Raw genomic sequence first — 17,313 nt, forward strand, 5'->3', positions numbered from 1 at the left:
TGATAAAGGAAGGCCGCGCGAAGTGGGGGCTTCGCGCGGCCTTCCTTTGTTCAGCTCTTGGGCTTGAACATGCCGTGCATGTCGAGCCAGCGGACGAAGGCATCGAACCAGCCTGTGCTGGTCGTCGTCTTGGGATACATGCCGAAGCCGTGGCCGCCTTGCTCGTAGAGATGGAACTCCACAGGCCGCTTGGCCGCACGCCAGTCGTCGATCAGCTTGAAATCCCGATTGCCGAACAGCGGATCGTCCGCCGCGATGGCGGCGAACATCGGCGGAGCGTCCTGCGGGATCGTCATGTTGCCGAGCGGGCCGTAGATATTACCGATGAATGCCGGCTTCGCATCGGTCGACAGCGTCGTCGCCATGGTCAGCATCGCTCCGGCCGAAAAGCCGATCATGCCGATGCGGTCAGGATCGACATGCCATTGTGCAGCCCGGTTGCGGATAAGCCTGAACGCGGCAGCCGCGTCGGCGAGTTGCGGAGCGAGGTCGTTGGCAGCGGCATTGGCTGCGGGCAGAGGCGACCGCGCAGCGCCTGAAAACATCTCCTGCATCGACTTTTCAAAGGCCGGCATGTCGGCGGGCGTCTGGCGCAGCCGGTATTTGATGACGAAGGCCGCAATGCCTTTTGCCGCCAGCCCCTTCGCCACGTCATAGCCCTCATTGTCCATCGACAGCGTGCGGAAGCCGCCGCCCGGCGCGACGATGATCGCCGCGCCCGACGCTTTAGCCGGATCGGGAAGGAAGGGCGTGAGTGTCGCAACGGTCACGTTCCGCGCGAAGCGGCTGCCATATTGGCGGTGCCAGCTTTCTTTTGCCGCCGCGCCGGGCAGCGGTCCCGTGCCCAGTTCGATCGCGTCGGGCTGCGCCGGAATGGCGATCGGTGTCATCCTGTCATTGTCGGCCTGCGCATGGCCCAGCGAAGGGACGAGAAACGCGCAGGCGGCGAGGCTGAACGCCATGCGCCGGGTGAGCGGCCAGCGTTGCGGGGCGGGATCGGCAGCCATCATTTATCCATCTCCATCTGTTATCGGGGCAGAGTGACTTTCTTGCTGATGATGAGCGGCGCCTGCTGCACCGGCGCGTCGCCGCCGGGCTGGCCGCTGCCGACGCTGAGCGTGTAGGCGCCGGGAAGGAGCGCCCGCTCTCCGGCCATGGTGACAAAACTGAGATCGCGGGGGGACAGGGTGAATAGCAGGTCACGGCTTTCGCCGGGTTTCAGCGACACGCGCTGGAACCCCCGCAGCGCGATCTTCGGCGCGCCGTCGAAGCGCGGCGGCGTAATATAGAGCTGTGCCACATCGTCGCCCGCGCGCACGCCGCTGTTGGTGATGCGGGTGCGCACGGTGATGCCGTTTTCCGTAGAACCGCCGACAGGCTCGACGACCGGCGCGGAGTAGGTGAAGCGCGTATAGCTGAGGCCATCGCCGAACCGGTAGACGGGCGCGCCCGCAAAATAGCGATAGGTGCGGCCCTTCATGCCATAGTCGGCGAAGGGCGGCAGATCGGCGACGCTCCTGTAGAAGGTCAGCGGCAGTCGTCCGCCCGGATCGGTCTTGCCCGACAGTATATTGCCGACAGCCCGTCCGCCCGACTGACCCGGATACCACGCCTCCAATATGGCCGAAGCATTGTCCTTCGCCCAGCTCAGGTCGATGGCGCTGCCGTTCATGGCCACCACGACCAGCGGTTTACCGGTCGCTTTCGCCTTCTCAAGGAAAGCGCGCTGATCGGCGGGAAGGTCCAGCGTGGTCCTGTCGCCACCGTCGAATCCTTCGATCTTGACCGGCATTTCCTCGCCTTCGAGGTCGGATGTCAGGCCGACCACGGCGACGATCACATCGGCATCCCTTGCGCCCGCAGCCAGATCGCGGTCCAGATCGTCCGTCACGCGCTTCCAGAAAATCGCCGGGGCCGCCGATACGCCGCTTTCGCCCTGAAGACGGATCGCGTAGCGCTCGCCCTTGGTCATGCGCACATCGGTGAGCTTCAGCGGCTCTGCCCAGCGGGAATAGTCGGCGGCCGAAACCACCGGCCTGCCATTCAGCGACACCTCGCCCTTCACGCCGGTCAGGGCGAGGCGGTAAAGGCCGGCCTCAGGTGCAACGAGATAGCCGGTCCAGACGACCTTGTGATCGGTGGCCACCTGCCTGAATTCTGCGGCCCGCGAGACAAGGCTTTCCTCCGTCCGCACGAGGGCTGGCTTGGCCTGATACCGATCCTTCCCCGTCGCATTATAATATTCGGCGCGCAGGCCCGGCTTGCCTTCCGGCGTTCGCAGGGCCGTGCCGGGCACGGGATCGCCATCGGTAATCGAGGGGCTGAACGGGATCAGCGTCACCGCAGCGCCGGGCATCGCCTGCTGGAGTCCCTCTGCAACCGAAATGGGCGGCGCGCTCCGGGAGGAACTGTAATTGCCGCGCAGCACGCGCGTTGCGTCGGCCAGCGGGCCAGCGAGCGCGATCCTGGTTCCCGGTTTGAGGGGCAAAATTCCGTCATTCTTGAGCAGGACGAGGCTTTTTTCGGCCGTTTCCAGCGCCAGCGCCTGATGCTGCGGCGTGCCGATCGTTTCCACGGGGGTGGTATTGGGTTTGCGTGCGGAAAGGCCGGGCAGGTCGCCGTTGCGAAGGCGCGCGGAAAAGAGCCGGACGAGGGCGGTGTCGATGTCGGCAACGCTGATATGTCCCTTGGACAGCGACTCCTTGTATCGGTCGCCCAGCCCCTGTTTGCCGCCGGTCGCTGCATTGTTGCATTCGCTGTCTACGCCCCGCCGCAGCGCGACGGCCACGCCCGTGGCGGCGTCGGGCGCATATTTGTGATGGTCGTATATGTCCACCACGGCGTCGCAGTCGGACACGACATAGCCTCTGAAGCCCCACGCATCGCGCAAATAGTCGTTGAGCAGCATCGGACTGCCGCAGGCCGGTTCGCCATCGACGCGGTTATAGGCGCACATGATAGACCCGGCCTTGCCCTCGACGATCGCGGCGCGGAAGGCGGGGAGGTAGGTGTCCTCCAGATCGTGCAGGCTAGGGAAGATGTTGTCGGTGTGGCGGCTCGGCTCTGGCCCGGAATGCACAGCATAATGTTTGGGGGTGGCGACGACATCGGGAAGGTCGGGATTGTCGCCCTGCATGCCGGTGATGAAGGCCACGCCGATCCGGGCGGTCAGGAACGGGTCTTCGCCGTAGGTTTCCTGCCCGCGACCCCAGCGCGGGTCGCGGAAGATATTGATGTTGGGGGACCATGTGTCGAGCCCCGTGCCGATCCGTCCGAGATGTCCGGTCCTGCGGCCCAGCGTGTGCAGCGCCTGAACTTCGGTGCTGATGACGGTGGCGACCTGCTTCACCAGCGGCGCGTCGAACGTGGCGGCGAGGCCGATCGGTTCCGGGAAATTCGTGGTCGGCACCGCGCCGATCGCGCCATGGAGCGATTCCGTCCACCAGTTGTAGGCAGGGATATTGAGACGCTGAATGGCGGGGGCGGTGTTGAGGAGCTGTTCGACCTTTTCGTCGAGCGTCAACTGGCTGACGATGGAACGGGCCTTTGCGTCCGCCTGTGACCAAACGTCGCCGGCAGGCGACGCGCTTGCCTGCGCATGAGCAAGGGCGGAGGTTGACAGGCACAGCATCGCGCCGGCCGCGCGCAACAGGAAAGCGGTTTTCAAAGTCTGTCTCCCCTTCTGGTCAGGCGCCGTTGTCCGGCGTCATCCTGTCGAGCCGCATGGGCGCCGTGGCTGCGAAAAAAAATGGCGCGGGGGAGGGCACTTCCCCCGCGCCGGGCGCGCTCACCTGGGCGCGCCGTCCTTCGTGCCATGGGCGACGAAAGGATTGATGGTCCTGATGGTCCCATCCGGATTATATTGCAACTCCGTCACTTTCACGTTGCGCAGGCGCGTCTGGCCTGAAAGCTGGCTGTCGGCATAGAAAAGCCACCATTTGCCGCCCCATTCGACAATGGAATGGTGCGTCGTCCAGCCTTCCACCGGTTCAAGGATCCGGCCTTTGTAAGTAAAGGGGCCATAGGGGCTGTCGCCTATGCCATAGGCCAGATAATGTGTGTCGCCAGTCGAATAGCTGAAATAATATTTGCCCTTATATTTGTGCATCCATGACGCCTCGAAGAAGCGGCGGTCATGGTCGCCGCCCAACAGGGGCTTGCCCTTGTCATCGACGATCCGGATTTCACGCGGTGTCTCGTCAAATTCGAGCATGTCGGCGCTCATCTTCGCGACGCGGGGCGAAAGGGCGGGCTTGTCGTCCTGCCCCAGATCGGTTTTCGAGCCGTTGGGATCATATTTGCCGCTGACGTTACGCTGGAGCTGGCCGCCCCAGATCCCGCCGAAATACATGTAGCTCTGCCCATCGTCGTCCGTGAAGACGGCGGGGTCGATGGAAAAGCTGCCCTTGATCGGCTGCGGCTGTGCCTTGAACGGACCCATCGGGTTCTTCGACGTAGCGACCCCGATGCGGAAAGCGCCTTCCTTGTCCTTGGCCGGGAAGTAGAGATAATAGGTGTCGCCCTTCTTCGCGGCGTCGGGCGCCCACATCTGTTTGTCGGCCCAGGGCACATCCTTGACGTCGAGCGCGACCGGACCGACCGTGACCGGTCCGCCGATCTTGTCCATGCTCAGCACATGGTAATCACGCATCTCGAAATGCCCGCCGAGGTCATCTTCCGGCGTGGGTCCGTCGATGTCGTGGCTGGGATAGACGTAAATCTTCCCATTCCAGACATGGGCGGAAGGATCTGCCGTATAGATGTCCTTCACCAGCGGCTGGGAGAGATAGTCCGATGCGGGACGACGGCTCGCACCGGCCTGCGGGGCGGTCTGGTTGTTGGTCGGCTGATCGGATTGCTGGCAACCGGCAAGAAGGGCGACGGCGAGCGGCAGGGCGCAGAGGGCGCGCGAAATCTGGGGCATGAGATCCTCTCTTCTTTTGCCTGATTTGGATAGCGCTATCATAAGGGGATGGCAATCGTCGTCAGCAAATTTGTCTGGCGACATCTACCTTTTGTCATTGCGGCGCGAACTTCGATTCTCCAGTATGGTAGCGCAAACAAAGGAGAGGATATGAAAACGGGGATGACATCAGCGCTGGGCCTTGCGCTGCTGATGGGCAGCACGGCCCTGTCGGCGCAAGAAGCCGCTCAGCCGTCACTGCGCATCAACGACAAGGAGTATTTTGAGGCTCCCGCTGTCAACATATTGGCCTTTTCGAACTGGTATGACGGGTTATTCGCCGATGCCAAGATCGGCGGCGTCGAAATCATCCAGCGCGGCATGCGCACCGCCACCAACGGCGACGTGCGCCTGTCCGCGGCACCGGGGCAGTGGGACCCCGCCGCCGCGCTTGTCAGCCGCAAGGTGGATGCCGCCGCTGGCATCATCGACACGACCCTGCGCTATGCGCAATATGACTGGCAATATGTGGTCCGGGTCGAACGGCAGGGAAGCGGCGCGAAGATCAGCGTGATCCTGGACAGGCCGCTTCCCGCTGCGCTCGCGGGGAAGGCCGGGTTCAACCTTGAATTCCTGCCATCGGCCTATTTCCACCACGCCTATATGGCGGACGACCGTCCCGGAATTTTCCCGCTCTACCCGGCCGACGCGATGCAGCCAACGGACGAACGCAACGCCGCCAGCGGTCGCAGCGAGGGGCCGGGCGCCGAACCTCTGCCTTTCGCCACCGGAAAGCGCTTCATCCTGTCACCCGAAGATGCGGCAAGGCGCGTCACGATCGAGAGCGATGCACCGCTCACGCTGTATGACGGACGCAATCAGGCGCAAAATGGCTGGTTCGTGGTGCGGTCCATGCTGCCCGCCGGGCGAAGCGGCACGGTGGTCGAATGGAAAGTCACGCCGCAGACAGAAGCGAACTGGCTCCGCACGCCGGTGATCGCGCATTCGCAACTGGGATATACGCCTGCTGCGCCCAAGCTGGCGACCGTCGAACTGGACCGCAACGACATGCGTCGCCCTCCGCTGCGCCTGATCCGGATCGCGGCAGATGGAAGCGAGAAGGCGGTGCCGACGCCCGCCGCGCAAGAATGGGGCGACTATCTGCGCTATCATTATCTGCAACTGGACTTCAGTGCGGTGACAGAGCCGGGCCTCTATCGCCTCGACTATGGAGAGGTCAAAACCGCGCCTTTCCGCATCGCGGCCGATGTCTATGCCGACGCCTGGCACGCGACCAATGATGTCTACTTCCCTGTCGCGATGGACCATATGTCCGTCAATGAAGCCTATCGCGCATGGCATGGGGACTCTCATCGCGACGACGCGCGGCAGGCTCCGGTCAACCACGAACATATCGACCTGTATCGTCAGGGGCCGACCACCGACACGCCGTTCCAGCCCGGCGAGCATATTCCCGGCCTCAATGTCGGCGGCTGGTATGACGCGGGCGATTTCGACATCCGCACCCAGTCGCAATATCAGGTCATCCGCTCGCTCGCCGATGCGCAGGAGCGTTACCGCCTGACGCGCGACACAGTCAGCGTCGACCACGCACGCCGCCATGTCGAAATACATGTGCCGGACGGAAAGCCCGATCTTGTGCAGCAGGTGGCGCACGGGACGATCCAGCTCCTCGCCCAGTTCGATGGGGTGGGGCACGCCATCCATGGCATCGTCGAGCCGGATGTCGCCCAATATACGCATCTGGGCGATGCGGTGAACAAGACCGATGGATTGCCCTATGATCCTACGCTCAAGCCGGGAGAGACAAGGGACGAGCGCAGCGGCACTCCCGACGACCGCTGGGCATTCACCAGCAAGAGTTCGGCCCTGAACTATGGCTCTGCGGCAGGCCTCGCGGCGGCGGTCCGCGTGCTCCGGGGGCAGGATGATGCGCTCGCCCGGCGTGCGCTCGATCGCGCCGAAAAAGTGTGGGCGGACGAGCAGAACCATGCGCCCGATATGTTCAGCCACGGCAATACCACCGGCGGCCCGCTCGACGCGGAAATGTTCGGTGCGGCGGTGGAATTGCTGCGCACCACCCGCAAGCCGGTTTATGCCAGGGCGGTGATGGCGCTCTGGCCGAAGGTGGAAAAAGGCTTCGGCTTTAATGCACAGACAGCGGTCGCCGCGATCCCCTATATGCCTGCCGCCTATCGCCGGGCGATGCTGCCGGCGGTTCGGAAATGGCAGATGCAGAGCGAGGAATTGACGAAGGCCAACCCGTTCGGCGTGCCTGTTACCACCGGCGGCTGGGCCGGATCAGGCACGGTGATGAATTATGCGCTGACGGCTGCGGCGCTGCATGAAGCCTTTCCGGAAATCGTAGGACCGGACGCCACCCTGCGCGGTGTCGCCTTCCTCACCGGCCATCATCCCGGCTCTGACATCAGTTTCGTGTCAGGCGTGGGCACCGTTTCGAAGGAAGTCGCCTATGGCAACAACCGCGCGGACTTTTCCTTCATCGCTGGCGGCGTGGTGCCCGGTGTGCTGGTCATCAAGCCGGACTTTCCCGAGAACCACGAAGACTGGCCCTTTTTCTGGGGCGAGAATGAATATGTGATTCCCGAAGGCGCGGCCTGGATCGAACTCGCCAACGCCGCGAACCGGCTGGGCGGCGCTCGCTGAATGGAAGGATTGCAGCCGGTCAGACCGGCTGCAATCCATGCGCCACAATCTTGTTGATGAGGTCACGGTGGCGCGGCAGTCCGGCCCGCAGTTTTGCCGTCAGCGCCACGTTCTCCCGCACTGCGCGTCCCGCAGCTGACGCATCGCGCGCCAGTGCCCCACGATCAACTTCGGTTTTGAACCCCATGCCATAGAGCACATATTGATAGCTCGCCGCCGGGAAGACTTCCTCCACCCGGTCGAACTCGTCATGAAAACCCGGCGGCTGGTAGCGCCACAGAAGCAGCAGTTCGCGCAGGCGTTCGGGGATCGTCTCTTCCCGCACATTGTCGCGCCAGAAGTCGCTGTCGGTGCGCTGCGTCAGCACATAATGAAGCTTGAGGAAGTCGATGATCCGGCCCCAGCGATAATGGGTCGTCGCATTGAAGCGGGCCGATACGATGTCCATCACTTCGCGCACGGCCGGCATCTGCTCCGAGATGATGCGCGCGGACAGTTCGATAAGGACGATGGCCGATGCTTCGAGCGGTTCGAGGAATCCGGCAGCGAGGCCCACGGCGACACAATTGCGCTTCCAGAATATCTCCCGATGGCCTGATCGAATTTTAATCTTGCGCGCGGTCAGCCCTTCGGCGGCGGGGCCGATATAGGCGCGCAGTTCGCGTTCGGCCTCTTCGTCGGAAATATGGCTGCTCGAATAGACATGGCCCGTGCCACGCCGCGACTGGACGCCTATGTCCCAGATCCAGCCCGCGCTCTGCGCCGTCGATATGGTGTGCGACGCGATCGGGCTGTTGGGTGCGTCATAAGGCACCTGCATCGCCAGCGCCGTGTCGCAAAAGAGGATGTCGTTGCAGTCCCTGAACGGCACGCCCATCGCCTTTTCGATCAGCAATGCGCGAAATCCGGTGCAGTCGACGAACAGATCGCCCTCGATCTCGCCCGCCTGCTGGGTGCGAATGGCGCGGATGTCTCCATTCGCACGCATCAGCACATCCTCCACATCGGCAAGGATGTGGCGCACGCCGAGCTTTTCGCAGCAATGGCGTTGCAGGAAAGGCGCGAACTTGCCCGCGTCGAGATGGTAGGCGTAATTGGCGAGCGCATCATATTCTGCGGTCGCGATCGTCTTGGGCGCGAGACCATCGTCGCAGATGCGCCCCTGCGGGCAGACGCGGTCGCAGAAACTCTCGTCGCCATCCTCCGCCAGCCAGTGAGGCGCGAGGTTTACCTGCCCGAAAGCCTGGGGGAGAACCAGTGGATGATAATAGCCGTCATGCGGCGCGCCGGTGGTCCAGCGGGCGAAGCGGGCGCCCTGCTTGAAGGCGGCGTCGCATTCGCGGAAAAAATCGGTTTCCGACACGCCCATCCGCGACAGCGTCGTGCGGAGTGTCGGCCAGGTGCCTTCGCCAACACCGATGATCGGCGTGTTCGGAGACTCAACCAGTGTGACGGTGAAATCGCGGCGGCCCTGATGACGCGCGGCGATCACGCCTGCGGTCAGCCACCCGGCCGTCCCGCCGCCGACGATGACGATGTTGCGGACAGGTGTGGCCATGTGCGGATTAACCCATGAAAAGGGAGGGGATGTCAACCGACACCCCCTCCAGGGCGAGACAGGTTAGAAGCGGTAACGGACGCCCGCAGTGAAGCGGCGGCCATAACCGTAGACATCCAGCAACTGGTTCGAGAACCGGCCATGGGTGCTGTATGTCTCGTTCGTGATGTTGAGCGCTTCACCGAAGACGCTGAACTGGTCGGTCAGACGGATGTTGGTGCTGAGGTCGATCTGCAACGCAGAATTGACGAAGGTCGGTTCCGCACCGAAGGCCGAATTGTTCTGCGCCTGACCGAACTGGAGCAGATATTTGTCGCGCCAGTTGACCGCCGTCCGGAACTCGAAGCCATTCTTGTCATAGAAGGCGACAAGGTTGGCGGAGTTGGCGAGACCCGTCACGGCAAAGCCGCTGGTCGACAGATCCGTCCGGTCATAGGGCTTGTTGGTTTCGACGAAGGTGGCGTTGGCATTAAAGCCGAAGCCGCTGTCGCCAAACACATGCTGCCAGGCGAGTTCCACACCGCGGACGGTGGCGTCAGGTCCATTGACGCGCCGCGAAATGGTGAACTGAGCAGGCTGGCCGGTCGACGGGTCGATCACCCCGTTGATCGTGCCCCGTTCGGTGCCCGCCACGATGAAGTTCGACACATTCTTGATGAAGAAATTCACCGAAGCATAGGAGTTGCGCTGATAATACCATTCCGCTGCGAAGTCGAAATTCTCCGCGAGATAGGGCTTCAGAGCGGGGTTGCCGCCCGTGGCCGTCAGCGCGCCGACGCGCTGGCCGCTGCCGACGTTGAGCACCGGTGTCAGCGTGTTGAGACCCGGCCTCGTCAGCGTGCGCGATGCATCGAAACGGAGGTGGAAGCTGTCGGTCAACTCCAGCTTCATGTCGATGGCAGGCAGGAAGTAGGAATAGTTGCTGCTGGTCGAAACCGACTGTTCCGGCGTGAAGCCCACGGTCAGAAGCGTCGGGTCGGCCGTGCTGCCCACGATCGAAACCGGCAGGCGTCCGATACCGGTTGAGACGATCTTCGTGCTTTCTTCGCGGCCGCCAGCATTCACCTTGAACGGCATGCCAGCGATTTCCGTGTTGAAGCTGACGCTGATCCATGCCGACCAGCTCTTTTCCAGAATTTTCTGGACGCTGCCCGGATCGAGCGCAAGGTCCAGCGTCCCGTTGAAGCCGGTGCAGCAACCGGCATTATATCCCGACGTATTCGGACCGACCCACAGGCTTTCCAGATATTGCTGGTAAGCGCGCGCGTCATAGTTGAGCAGCACCGGCGGCAAGGCGCCCGAGAAGCCGGGAATCCAGCTCTTTGTGCCAATAGTGCCCTGGATCAGGCTTGCCGGGATGGGGACGCCGCTGGTGCGACCCGAAGGCGCGCCGTAGCCCGCATAGGCCTGCCAGTAGTTATTGGCGAAGGTGTTGCGGTTCTGGAGATTGAATTCATCCTCCATATACCGTCCGCCGACCTTGATCGTCAGGTCATCCTGCTTCCAAGTGGCACCCAGACGGAACTGCTTGATTTCGTCGCTGTTCTTCTGAGCCTGACGCACGGTGACGTGCGAGCCGATGATCGCCTGATCCGTCCAGCGGGACTGGTCGCCAGCGGGTCCGTAGGTCGTGAGTTCGGGGAAGGAGTTCTTGCTGTCCCCGGTTACCTTGACGCCGAGGGCCGTCCCCAGCAGTCCGCCATAACCGATGTCGGCGTTCTCGCTGCTGACCTGGCCGTCGGGATTGAGCCGGCTTTTGGAGTAGCTGGCATCTGCGTCGATGGTCAGATTCTCCGTCGCGTCCCACTTCAGGTTGACCCCAACCTGATTGGTTTCGAGGATATTCTTGTCCGTCCCCGCAACGAAGTCGGTCGGCGAACCGGCCTGGATGAAGTTGGTCGTCGTTCCGTTGCCGTCCAGCGTAACGTTGCGCAGGTCGCCCTGATTGAACCAGATGCCGAAGCCGTCAATGTCGGTCGTGACTTTCTGACGCGAGTAATTGTCGTCAATCGTCAGCACCACATCATCGGAAGGCTGCCACTGGAAGGCGATGCGTCCGTCGATCCGCTCGTCCTTCGTGTAACGCTGGTCCGCGCCATATTGCTGCTGATACCAGCCCACGACATTCTGGCGGTTCGTCGGCGTCGCCCAGGCCGCAGAGCTCGGATCGGAGGTCGGCGAACAGGTGGCGGCTGTGCTTCCTGCGATCTGGCACGGCGCATAGCGGCCGCCCTGCCAGCCGGAAACGAACACGCGATTGGTCTGCGTGTCGCGGCGGGTGTAGATGGCGTCAACAAGGATGCCCATCGTGTCGTCGGCAAAGGTGGTGCTGAACAGCCCGCCAACGGTCGGCACGATCTTGCCCGCTTCGTCCTGAACCGATCCCGATGCGCTGAACGCCATGCGGGTGCCCGGCTTGTCGAAGGGCTTGGGGTAGGAGATATTAAGCGTGGCACCGATTGAGCTGCTGGACAGCGAGAGCTCCGGCGTCTTGTAAACGGCGAGCTGACCGACGAAATCCGCGCCGACGGTGGTAAAGTCAACCGAGCGGCCGCCCGAAGCGGTCGAGATGCGACGGCCGTCGATCAGTGTTTCGTTGAAGTCGCCACCGAAACCGCGGACGGAGATGCCCTGAGGTTCACCACGCGACCCGTTGCGCTGGATCGAGACGCCCGGCAGGCGCTGGAGCGAGGCGGCTACGTTCGAATCCGGGAATTTGCCGATGTCTTCCGACGAAATCACATCGACGACGCCCGAAGATGTCCGTTTGATGTCGAGGTTGCGCTGAAGCGAACCGCGGATGCCGGTGACGACGATGTCGGCATCGCTCGCGTCGGCGGCGGCTACGCCCTGCGGCGCTGCACCTTGCGCAAAGGCTGGTGCGGAGACAGCCAGCGCCATCATGCTGGCCGTCGCGGCCAGCGCCACGCGACCGCGCGCGGCATCGTTTTTACGGAATCTGTGAGTCATGATCCTCCCCTTGGTCGACACTTCTCGCCCAGCCGAACCGGCCCGATTGCCGCCCCAGCCATTTGTTTTTCGATCCGTTGAGATATTCTCCGCCTTGGCGGCGGATGTCCTCTCAACTGGCTCTTCTCTTTTTGTGGATCAAATGGTAGCGCTATCGAAAACGGCGATCAAGCGAAATTGTAGGGGTAATGTTCGATCCGCTATAATGTGGCTGTCCGGCCACAGGCGAACCCCGGAAAATGCGGAGGAGAGGATATGGACGACGTGGAAGTCTTGAACAGCGAACGGCATGCGGATGTGCGGATGATGTCCGGCGACCAGACCGGCAGCCCTTTCGTCCGTATCGTGACGAGCGAATTTGCCGCTGCGGTCGTGTCCTGTCCGCTGCTCTTTTCCAAACATGCAGAGACCGGCGCTTTCTATGTGGGCGCGTTGTTGGGCTTCAAGGAAGGCGAATTGCTGATCGACAGGCCCGACGGCAAAGCGGCCTTCCGTCCGCTCGAGGCGGACAGGGAAGGATTTTTCGCGACCGGTGAGCATATCGCACTCGACCGCACCCACCCCCGCTTTTCGGGCAGCGGTCAGCCCCTGTTCGATGACCGTGGGGGCGCGACCCTGGTTCTGAAATCGGCGCAGGCGGCGCTGGGCCGATTGATTGCGGGGGCGGAGGCGACTGACGCTTTCATCACGGCCATGCGCGATCATCGCCTGATCGAGCCGATCGACATCACGCTCAACTTCGATGACGGGGAGCGGCTGCATCTCGACGGGCTATATACGGTCAGTCTGGATGCGCTCGGCGACCTCGACGACGCTACGGCGTTGACGCTGTTCCGGGCCGGACATCTGCAACATGCCTATATGATGGTCGCGTCGCTTCAGCACATTGCGTTGATGGCGCGTCGGCGTAATGAACGGCTTGCCGCTGGCGTTTGACATGCCGCCCCCGCACGAATCCATCGAGGAAATGGCCGCGTCGCAGGTCTCGGACGCTGCGGCGATGCAGAGACTTGCCCTTCAGTGCCGCCCGGTGGTGATTCGCGGGGTGTTGGCGCACTGGCCTGCGGTCGATGCCGCACGGCGGGGCGCGGCGGACGCTCTTGCCTATCTCCGGCAGTTTGCGGCCGGGCATCGGGCGGAATATTTCTCGGCGGATGCCGACCTTGCCGGGCGCTACCATTATGGCGAGGGGCCGGGGGGCTTCAACTTCACCCGCAAGACAGCGTCGGTGAAAGACGCACTCGACCGGATCGAGGACAATGCCTTGGGCGAAGGCACCGAAACAGCCTATCTGGGTTCGCTGCCGGCGGATATTCATTATCCCGGCTTCGCGCAGGCCAATGGATGCGATCTGCTGCCTTCGGGAGTGCACCCACGGCTTTGGGTAGGTAACCGGTCGACGGTCGCGTGCCATTACGACGTCTATGACAATCTGGCCTGCGTCGTGGCGGGCCGGCGGCGGTTCACGGTTTATCCGCCCGATGCCATCGGCGATCTCTATATCGGGCCGATCGACCACACATTGTCGGGCCAGCCGGTGTCGCTTGCTGACGGCGCAGGCGAAGCGGACCCGCGCTACCCGCGATTCGCGCTGGCGAAGGAAAGGGCGATGGCGGTGGAGCTTGCCCCCGGCGACGCGCTCTATCTGCCAAAATTGTGGTGGCATCAGGTTGAGGCGACCGAACCGCTCAATATCCTCGCTAACTACTGGTGGGACGGCTTTTCGGCGGGACCGGATTCGCCCTACGCCGCAATGATGCTTGCGATGATAACGCTTGCGGAGCGTCCGGCCGAGGAGCGCGCGGCGTGGAGGGCTTTTTACGATCATTATGTCTTTCGCGAGCGGGGACATCCGCTCGCTCACATGCCCGAGGCGCAGCATGGCGTCCTTGGGCGGCTTTCGGAGAATTACGGGCGCATCCGCACCATGGTGATGCGGATGCTCCGCGCGGGATAGGACAGAATAAAGGGAGAAGGGTGTGAAGAGAGCAATAGTCGGGGCGGCAGCGGCGATGGTGATGGCGATGGCCGCCGCGCCTTCAACCGCACAGGTGGCGACGGCTGGACCGGCGCCAATTGAAGGCGCGCCCGCCGTGACCATCGAACGGATCAAGGTGCATGCGCCTTCGATCGAGGGGAATCTGGAAGGAGAGGCAGCGGATCGGGATGTGCTGGTGGTTCTGCCGCCGGGCTATGCCAAGGAGAGGAAGCGTCGCTATCCGGTCGTGTATGCGCTCCACGGCTATTCCATCGGGGCGGAGCAGTGGGCCGGGGAAATCCATCTGCAGACGGCGGCACAGAACGGCTTTGCCCGAGGCGTTAAGGAGATGATCCTTGTCCTTCCCGATTCCAGAACGGTGCATAACGGGTCGATGTATTCGCGGTCCGAGACGACCGGCGATTTCGAGACCTTCATTTCCCGCGATCTCGTTGCCTATGTCGACGGCCATTATCGCACCATCGCCAGACGGGAAAGCAGAGGTCTGGCCGGGCACAGCATGGGCGGATATGGCACCAGCCGTATTGGCATGAAGCATGCCGATATGTTCGGCGCGCTCTACATGATGAGTCCCTGCTGCCTGTCGGCCCGCCCGGCCGGTCAGATGGATGCGGCGGCGATGGCCCAACTGGAGGCGGTCAGGACGCCGGCGGATTCTGCCGCACTGCCCTTCTTCCTTCGCGCGCAACTTGCGACCGCGGCGGCATGGTCGCCCAATCCGAAGAACCCGCCGCTCTATCTCGACCTGCCGGTGAAGAATGGAGAGGTGCGGAGCGATGTGCTGGCCAGATGGGCGGCCAACGCGCCGCTGGCGTTTGTGGATCAGTATGTGAGCGATCTGCGGCGCTATCGCGCGATCGCCATCGACGTGGGGGATCGCGACGGATTGAAGGACGATGCGCGGACCTTGCACGAAGTGCTGGATCGCTATGGCATCGCCAACAGTTTTGAGATCTATGAGGGGGATCACACCAGCCGGGTGGCGTGGCGGTTTCAGGATCAGTTGCTGCCGTTCTTTTCGCGGAACCTCGATTTTGAGACAGCGAAGTAGACAGCTAGAATGATTTTGCGCGCAACCGACGAACGTCGATAGTTAGCGATAACAATATCATTGTCATCCCGGCGCATGCCGCTATCCCTGTGGCAGAGGCTGGATCGAAGCAATCCGGGACAAGAGGGAGAGTGCTGCCATGAGAACGGTTGGGAACGCGAGAGTCGCGCTCACTTTGGGGAGCGCCCTTGCGACGCTGGCTGCTGCTCCGGCGTGGGCGGCTCCCCGGTTTGATCCCATGTTTTCCGATCACGCGGTCATCCAGCGGGACCATCCCGTGACAATCACGGGCCGTGCGGAACCGGGAGAAATGGTATCGGTAACATTTTCTTCGCAGTCGCGGCAGGTGAAAGCGGCGGCGGAGGGCCGGTTCGAGGCGCGGTTCGATCCGGTTGGGGAAGCGGGGCAGGTCCAACTGGTCGCTCAGGCGGCGTCCGGCACGGCGACGGCGCGGGACGTGGCGGTAGGCGACGTGTTCCTGTGTTCGGGACAGTCGAACATGGAACTGGAAGTGCGCAATGCGCAGGACGCGGTCGGGCAGATACGCGGGTCGGCCGACGACCAGTTGCGCCTGATGCTGGTGCCGCGCGCCGTGGCGGACGACCCGCTGCGCGATTTTCCCAAAGCGTCCTCTTGGCAGGTCGCCGGACCCGAAAGCGTGGCCGATTTTTCCGCCGCCTGTTTCTACATGGCGCGTGAATTGCGTAAGACGGCCAAAGTCCCCATCGGCGCGATTGCCAGCAGTTGGGGCGGCTCCCGGATCAGCCCGTGGATGGGGCCGAAGGCGCAGGCGGAGGTGGGACAGGCAGCGCAGTCGGCGCTTGTCTCCCTTCATGGCCGCGATCCCTTCGCCGCCGAACGTCAGGCGAGCGCAGAGTGGGAGGCATGGTGGCGCAAGGAAACCGGCGACAGGCCCGGTTCCGAACCCTGGCAGCCTTCCGCCAGGATCGCATGGACGCCCGTGCCGCGCATCGGCGCCTGGGAGGATTGGGGCATCCCGCAAATGGCGGCCTATAACGGCATGGGCTGGTTCCGCCGAGACATTGATCTGACGGCCGAGCAGGCGAAGGCGGCGGCGAAGCTGTCCACCGGCCTGCTGGACGATGTCGGGCGTGTGTGGATCAACGGCAAGCCGGTGGGCATGAGTGCGCGCAGTTGGGTGCCCAGCAGTTTCGATGTGCCGCCCGGCGTGCTGAAGGCGGGACGCAATGTCGTGATCGTCAACATCCTCGACAGCTATGGCAATGGCGGCCTGTCGGGTCCGGCGGGCGTGATGAAGCTGGCGGTCGGGGCGGACAGCATTCCGCTGGCCGATGGCTGGCGCTATTCGATCCCGGCGAAGACGCCTGACGGCGCGCCGCGCGTTCCGTGGGGCGACACGACAGGATCAGGCACGCTTTATAACGGGATGATCGCGCCGCTGGGGTCCATCGGCCTGAAAGGCGTGGCCTGGTATCAGGGCGAATCGGACGTCGACCTGCCGGGCTATGATGCGCGGATGCAGGCGATGATGAACGACTGGCGGCGGCAGTTCGGATCGCCCGACCTCGCCTTCGTCGCGGTGCAGCTTGCGGCCTATGGCACGCCCGTCACCCAGCCGTGGACCAGCGGCTGGGCCGCGATGCGGCAGGTGCAGTATCAGGCGATGGCGCGCGATCCGCATGGCGGCCTTGCGACCGCGATCGACATTGGCGATCCGTTCGACATCCATCCGGGCGAAAAGCAGGAAGTGGGCCGCCGGCTGGCGCGGGCCATGCGTGCGGTCGCCTATGGTGAGGCGGTTTCCCGCACCGGGCCGCAGGGCGAACGCGCGGTGGCGAGCGGGGACGGAGGCGTGATCGTCGAGTTTACCGGCCTTACCGGCGCGCTCCACACGCGCAGTTCCGCGCAGGCAATCGGGTTCGAGCTGTGTGGCGAGAGCCAGAATAGCTGTCGCTTCGCGCCGGGGCGGGTGGATGGCGCGCGGGTCGTGCTGGCGGGCGACGGCCAGCCGGTGACGCGGGTGCGTTATGCGTGGGCCAATTCCCCGGTCATCAACCTTTACGACGATGCGCCGCTTCCGGTGGGATCGTTCGAACTGCCGGTGACGGCAGCGCGCTAAAACAGGGGCCGTCCGCAAGAGGCGGCAAGGCGAGACAGCATAT

The 17,313-nt window shown here is 63.3% G+C and carries 10 protein-coding genes; 5 read left to right on the forward strand and 5 right to left on the reverse strand.

Going from position 1 to position 17,313, the window contains the following annotated elements:
• Nucleotides 1–50 precede the first annotated feature (50 nt).
• From SAMIE_RS19050 to SAMIE_RS19060, 3 genes are all read right to left on the reverse strand, one after another.
• Nucleotides 51–1,010, reverse strand: a complete 960-nt coding sequence (locus SAMIE_RS19050; RefSeq protein WP_066696158.1) for an alpha/beta hydrolase — start codon at nucleotides 1,008–1,010, stop codon at nucleotides 51–53.
• A gap of 17 nt (nucleotides 1,011–1,027) precedes the next feature.
• A complete protein-coding gene (locus SAMIE_RS19055) occupies nucleotides 1,028–3,631 on the reverse strand; it encodes a glycoside hydrolase family 3 C-terminal domain-containing protein (protein WP_066696783.1) in 2,604 nt (867 codons plus the stop codon).
• A gap of 156 nt (nucleotides 3,632–3,787) precedes the next feature.
• Nucleotides 3,788–4,924: a glycoside hydrolase family 43 protein gene (locus SAMIE_RS19060; protein WP_066696161.1), complete on the reverse strand. Its 1,137-nt coding sequence runs from the start codon at nucleotides 4,922–4,924 to the stop codon at nucleotides 3,788–3,790.
• Between the two features lie 150 nt (nucleotides 4,925–5,074).
• Between SAMIE_RS19060 and SAMIE_RS19065 the strand changes: the two genes are divergently transcribed.
• A complete protein-coding gene (locus SAMIE_RS19065) occupies nucleotides 5,075–7,591 on the forward strand; it encodes a glycoside hydrolase family 9 protein (RefSeq protein ID WP_232037305.1) in 2,517 nt (838 codons plus the stop codon).
• Nucleotides 7,592–7,610: 19 nt separating this feature from the next.
• Here the strand turns inward: SAMIE_RS19065 and SAMIE_RS19070 are convergent, their stop codons facing one another.
• Nucleotides 7,611–9,149, reverse strand: coding sequence for a tryptophan halogenase family protein (locus tag SAMIE_RS19070; protein WP_066696164.1), 1,539 nt, complete (start codon nucleotides 9,147–9,149; stop codon nucleotides 7,611–7,613).
• Between the two features lie 63 nt (nucleotides 9,150–9,212).
• A complete protein-coding gene (locus tag SAMIE_RS19075) occupies nucleotides 9,213–12,119 on the reverse strand; it encodes a TonB-dependent receptor (RefSeq protein WP_066696167.1) in 2,907 nt (968 codons plus the stop codon).
• Between the two features lie 255 nt (nucleotides 12,120–12,374).
• Here SAMIE_RS19075 and SAMIE_RS19080 point away from each other — a divergent pair, with 255 nt between their 5' ends.
• The 4 genes from SAMIE_RS19080 (at nucleotide 12,375) to SAMIE_RS19095 (ending at nucleotide 17,270) form a co-directional block, all read left to right on the forward strand.
• Complete coding sequence (locus SAMIE_RS19080) at nucleotides 12,375–13,055, forward strand: SapC family protein (RefSeq protein WP_066696169.1); 681 nt, start codon at nucleotides 12,375–12,377, stop codon at nucleotides 13,053–13,055.
• Entirely contained in the window at nucleotides 13,030–14,076 is a 1,047-nt protein-coding gene (locus SAMIE_RS19085) for a cupin-like domain-containing protein (RefSeq protein ID WP_232037306.1), read from the forward strand. Before SAMIE_RS19080 ends, SAMIE_RS19085 begins: the two co-directional genes overlap by 26 nt.
• Before the next feature lie 22 nt (nucleotides 14,077–14,098).
• Entirely contained in the window at nucleotides 14,099–15,169 is a 1,071-nt protein-coding gene (locus tag SAMIE_RS19090; RefSeq protein ID WP_332003615.1) for an alpha/beta hydrolase, read from the forward strand.
• Between the two features lie 139 nt (nucleotides 15,170–15,308).
• Complete coding sequence (locus tag SAMIE_RS19095; protein ID WP_066696174.1) at nucleotides 15,309–17,270, forward strand: sialate O-acetylesterase; 1,962 nt, start codon at nucleotides 15,309–15,311, stop codon at nucleotides 17,268–17,270.
• Nucleotides 17,271–17,313 lie beyond the last annotated feature (43 nt).

The sequence above is a fragment of the Sphingobium amiense genome (assembly GCF_003967075.1).
GTDB lineage: Bacteria > Pseudomonadota > Alphaproteobacteria > Sphingomonadales > Sphingomonadaceae > Sphingobium > Sphingobium amiense.

What these genes read in the sequence shown, in the direction of transcription:
- SAMIE_RS19055 (WP_066696783.1), bottom strand. Translation starts at nt 3,631, where the DNA reads ATGCTGTGCCTGTCAACCTCCGCCCTTGCTCATGCGCAGGCAAGCGCG.
- SAMIE_RS19050 (WP_066696158.1), bottom strand. Translation starts at nt 1,010, where the DNA reads ATGATGGCTGCCGATCCCGCCCCGCAACGCTGGCCGCTCACCCGGCGC.
- SAMIE_RS19095 (WP_066696174.1), top strand. Translation starts at nt 15,309, where the DNA reads ATGAGAACGGTTGGGAACGCGAGAGTCGCGCTCACTTTGGGGAGCGCC.
- SAMIE_RS19060 (WP_066696161.1), bottom strand. Translation starts at nt 4,924, where the DNA reads ATGCCCCAGATTTCGCGCGCCCTCTGCGCCCTGCCGCTCGCCGTCGCC.
- SAMIE_RS19085 (WP_232037306.1), top strand. Translation starts at nt 13,030, where the DNA reads ATGAACGGCTTGCCGCTGGCGTTTGACATGCCGCCCCCGCACGAATCC.
- SAMIE_RS19065 (WP_232037305.1), top strand. Translation starts at nt 5,075, where the DNA reads ATGAAAACGGGGATGACATCAGCGCTGGGCCTTGCGCTGCTGATGGGC.
- SAMIE_RS19075 (WP_066696167.1), bottom strand. Translation starts at nt 12,119, where the DNA reads ATGACTCACAGATTCCGTAAAAACGATGCCGCGCGCGGTCGCGTGGCG.
- SAMIE_RS19070 (WP_066696164.1), bottom strand. Translation starts at nt 9,149, where the DNA reads ATGGCCACACCTGTCCGCAACATCGTCATCGTCGGCGGCGGGACGGCC.
- SAMIE_RS19080 (WP_066696169.1), top strand. Translation starts at nt 12,375, where the DNA reads ATGGACGACGTGGAAGTCTTGAACAGCGAACGGCATGCGGATGTGCGG.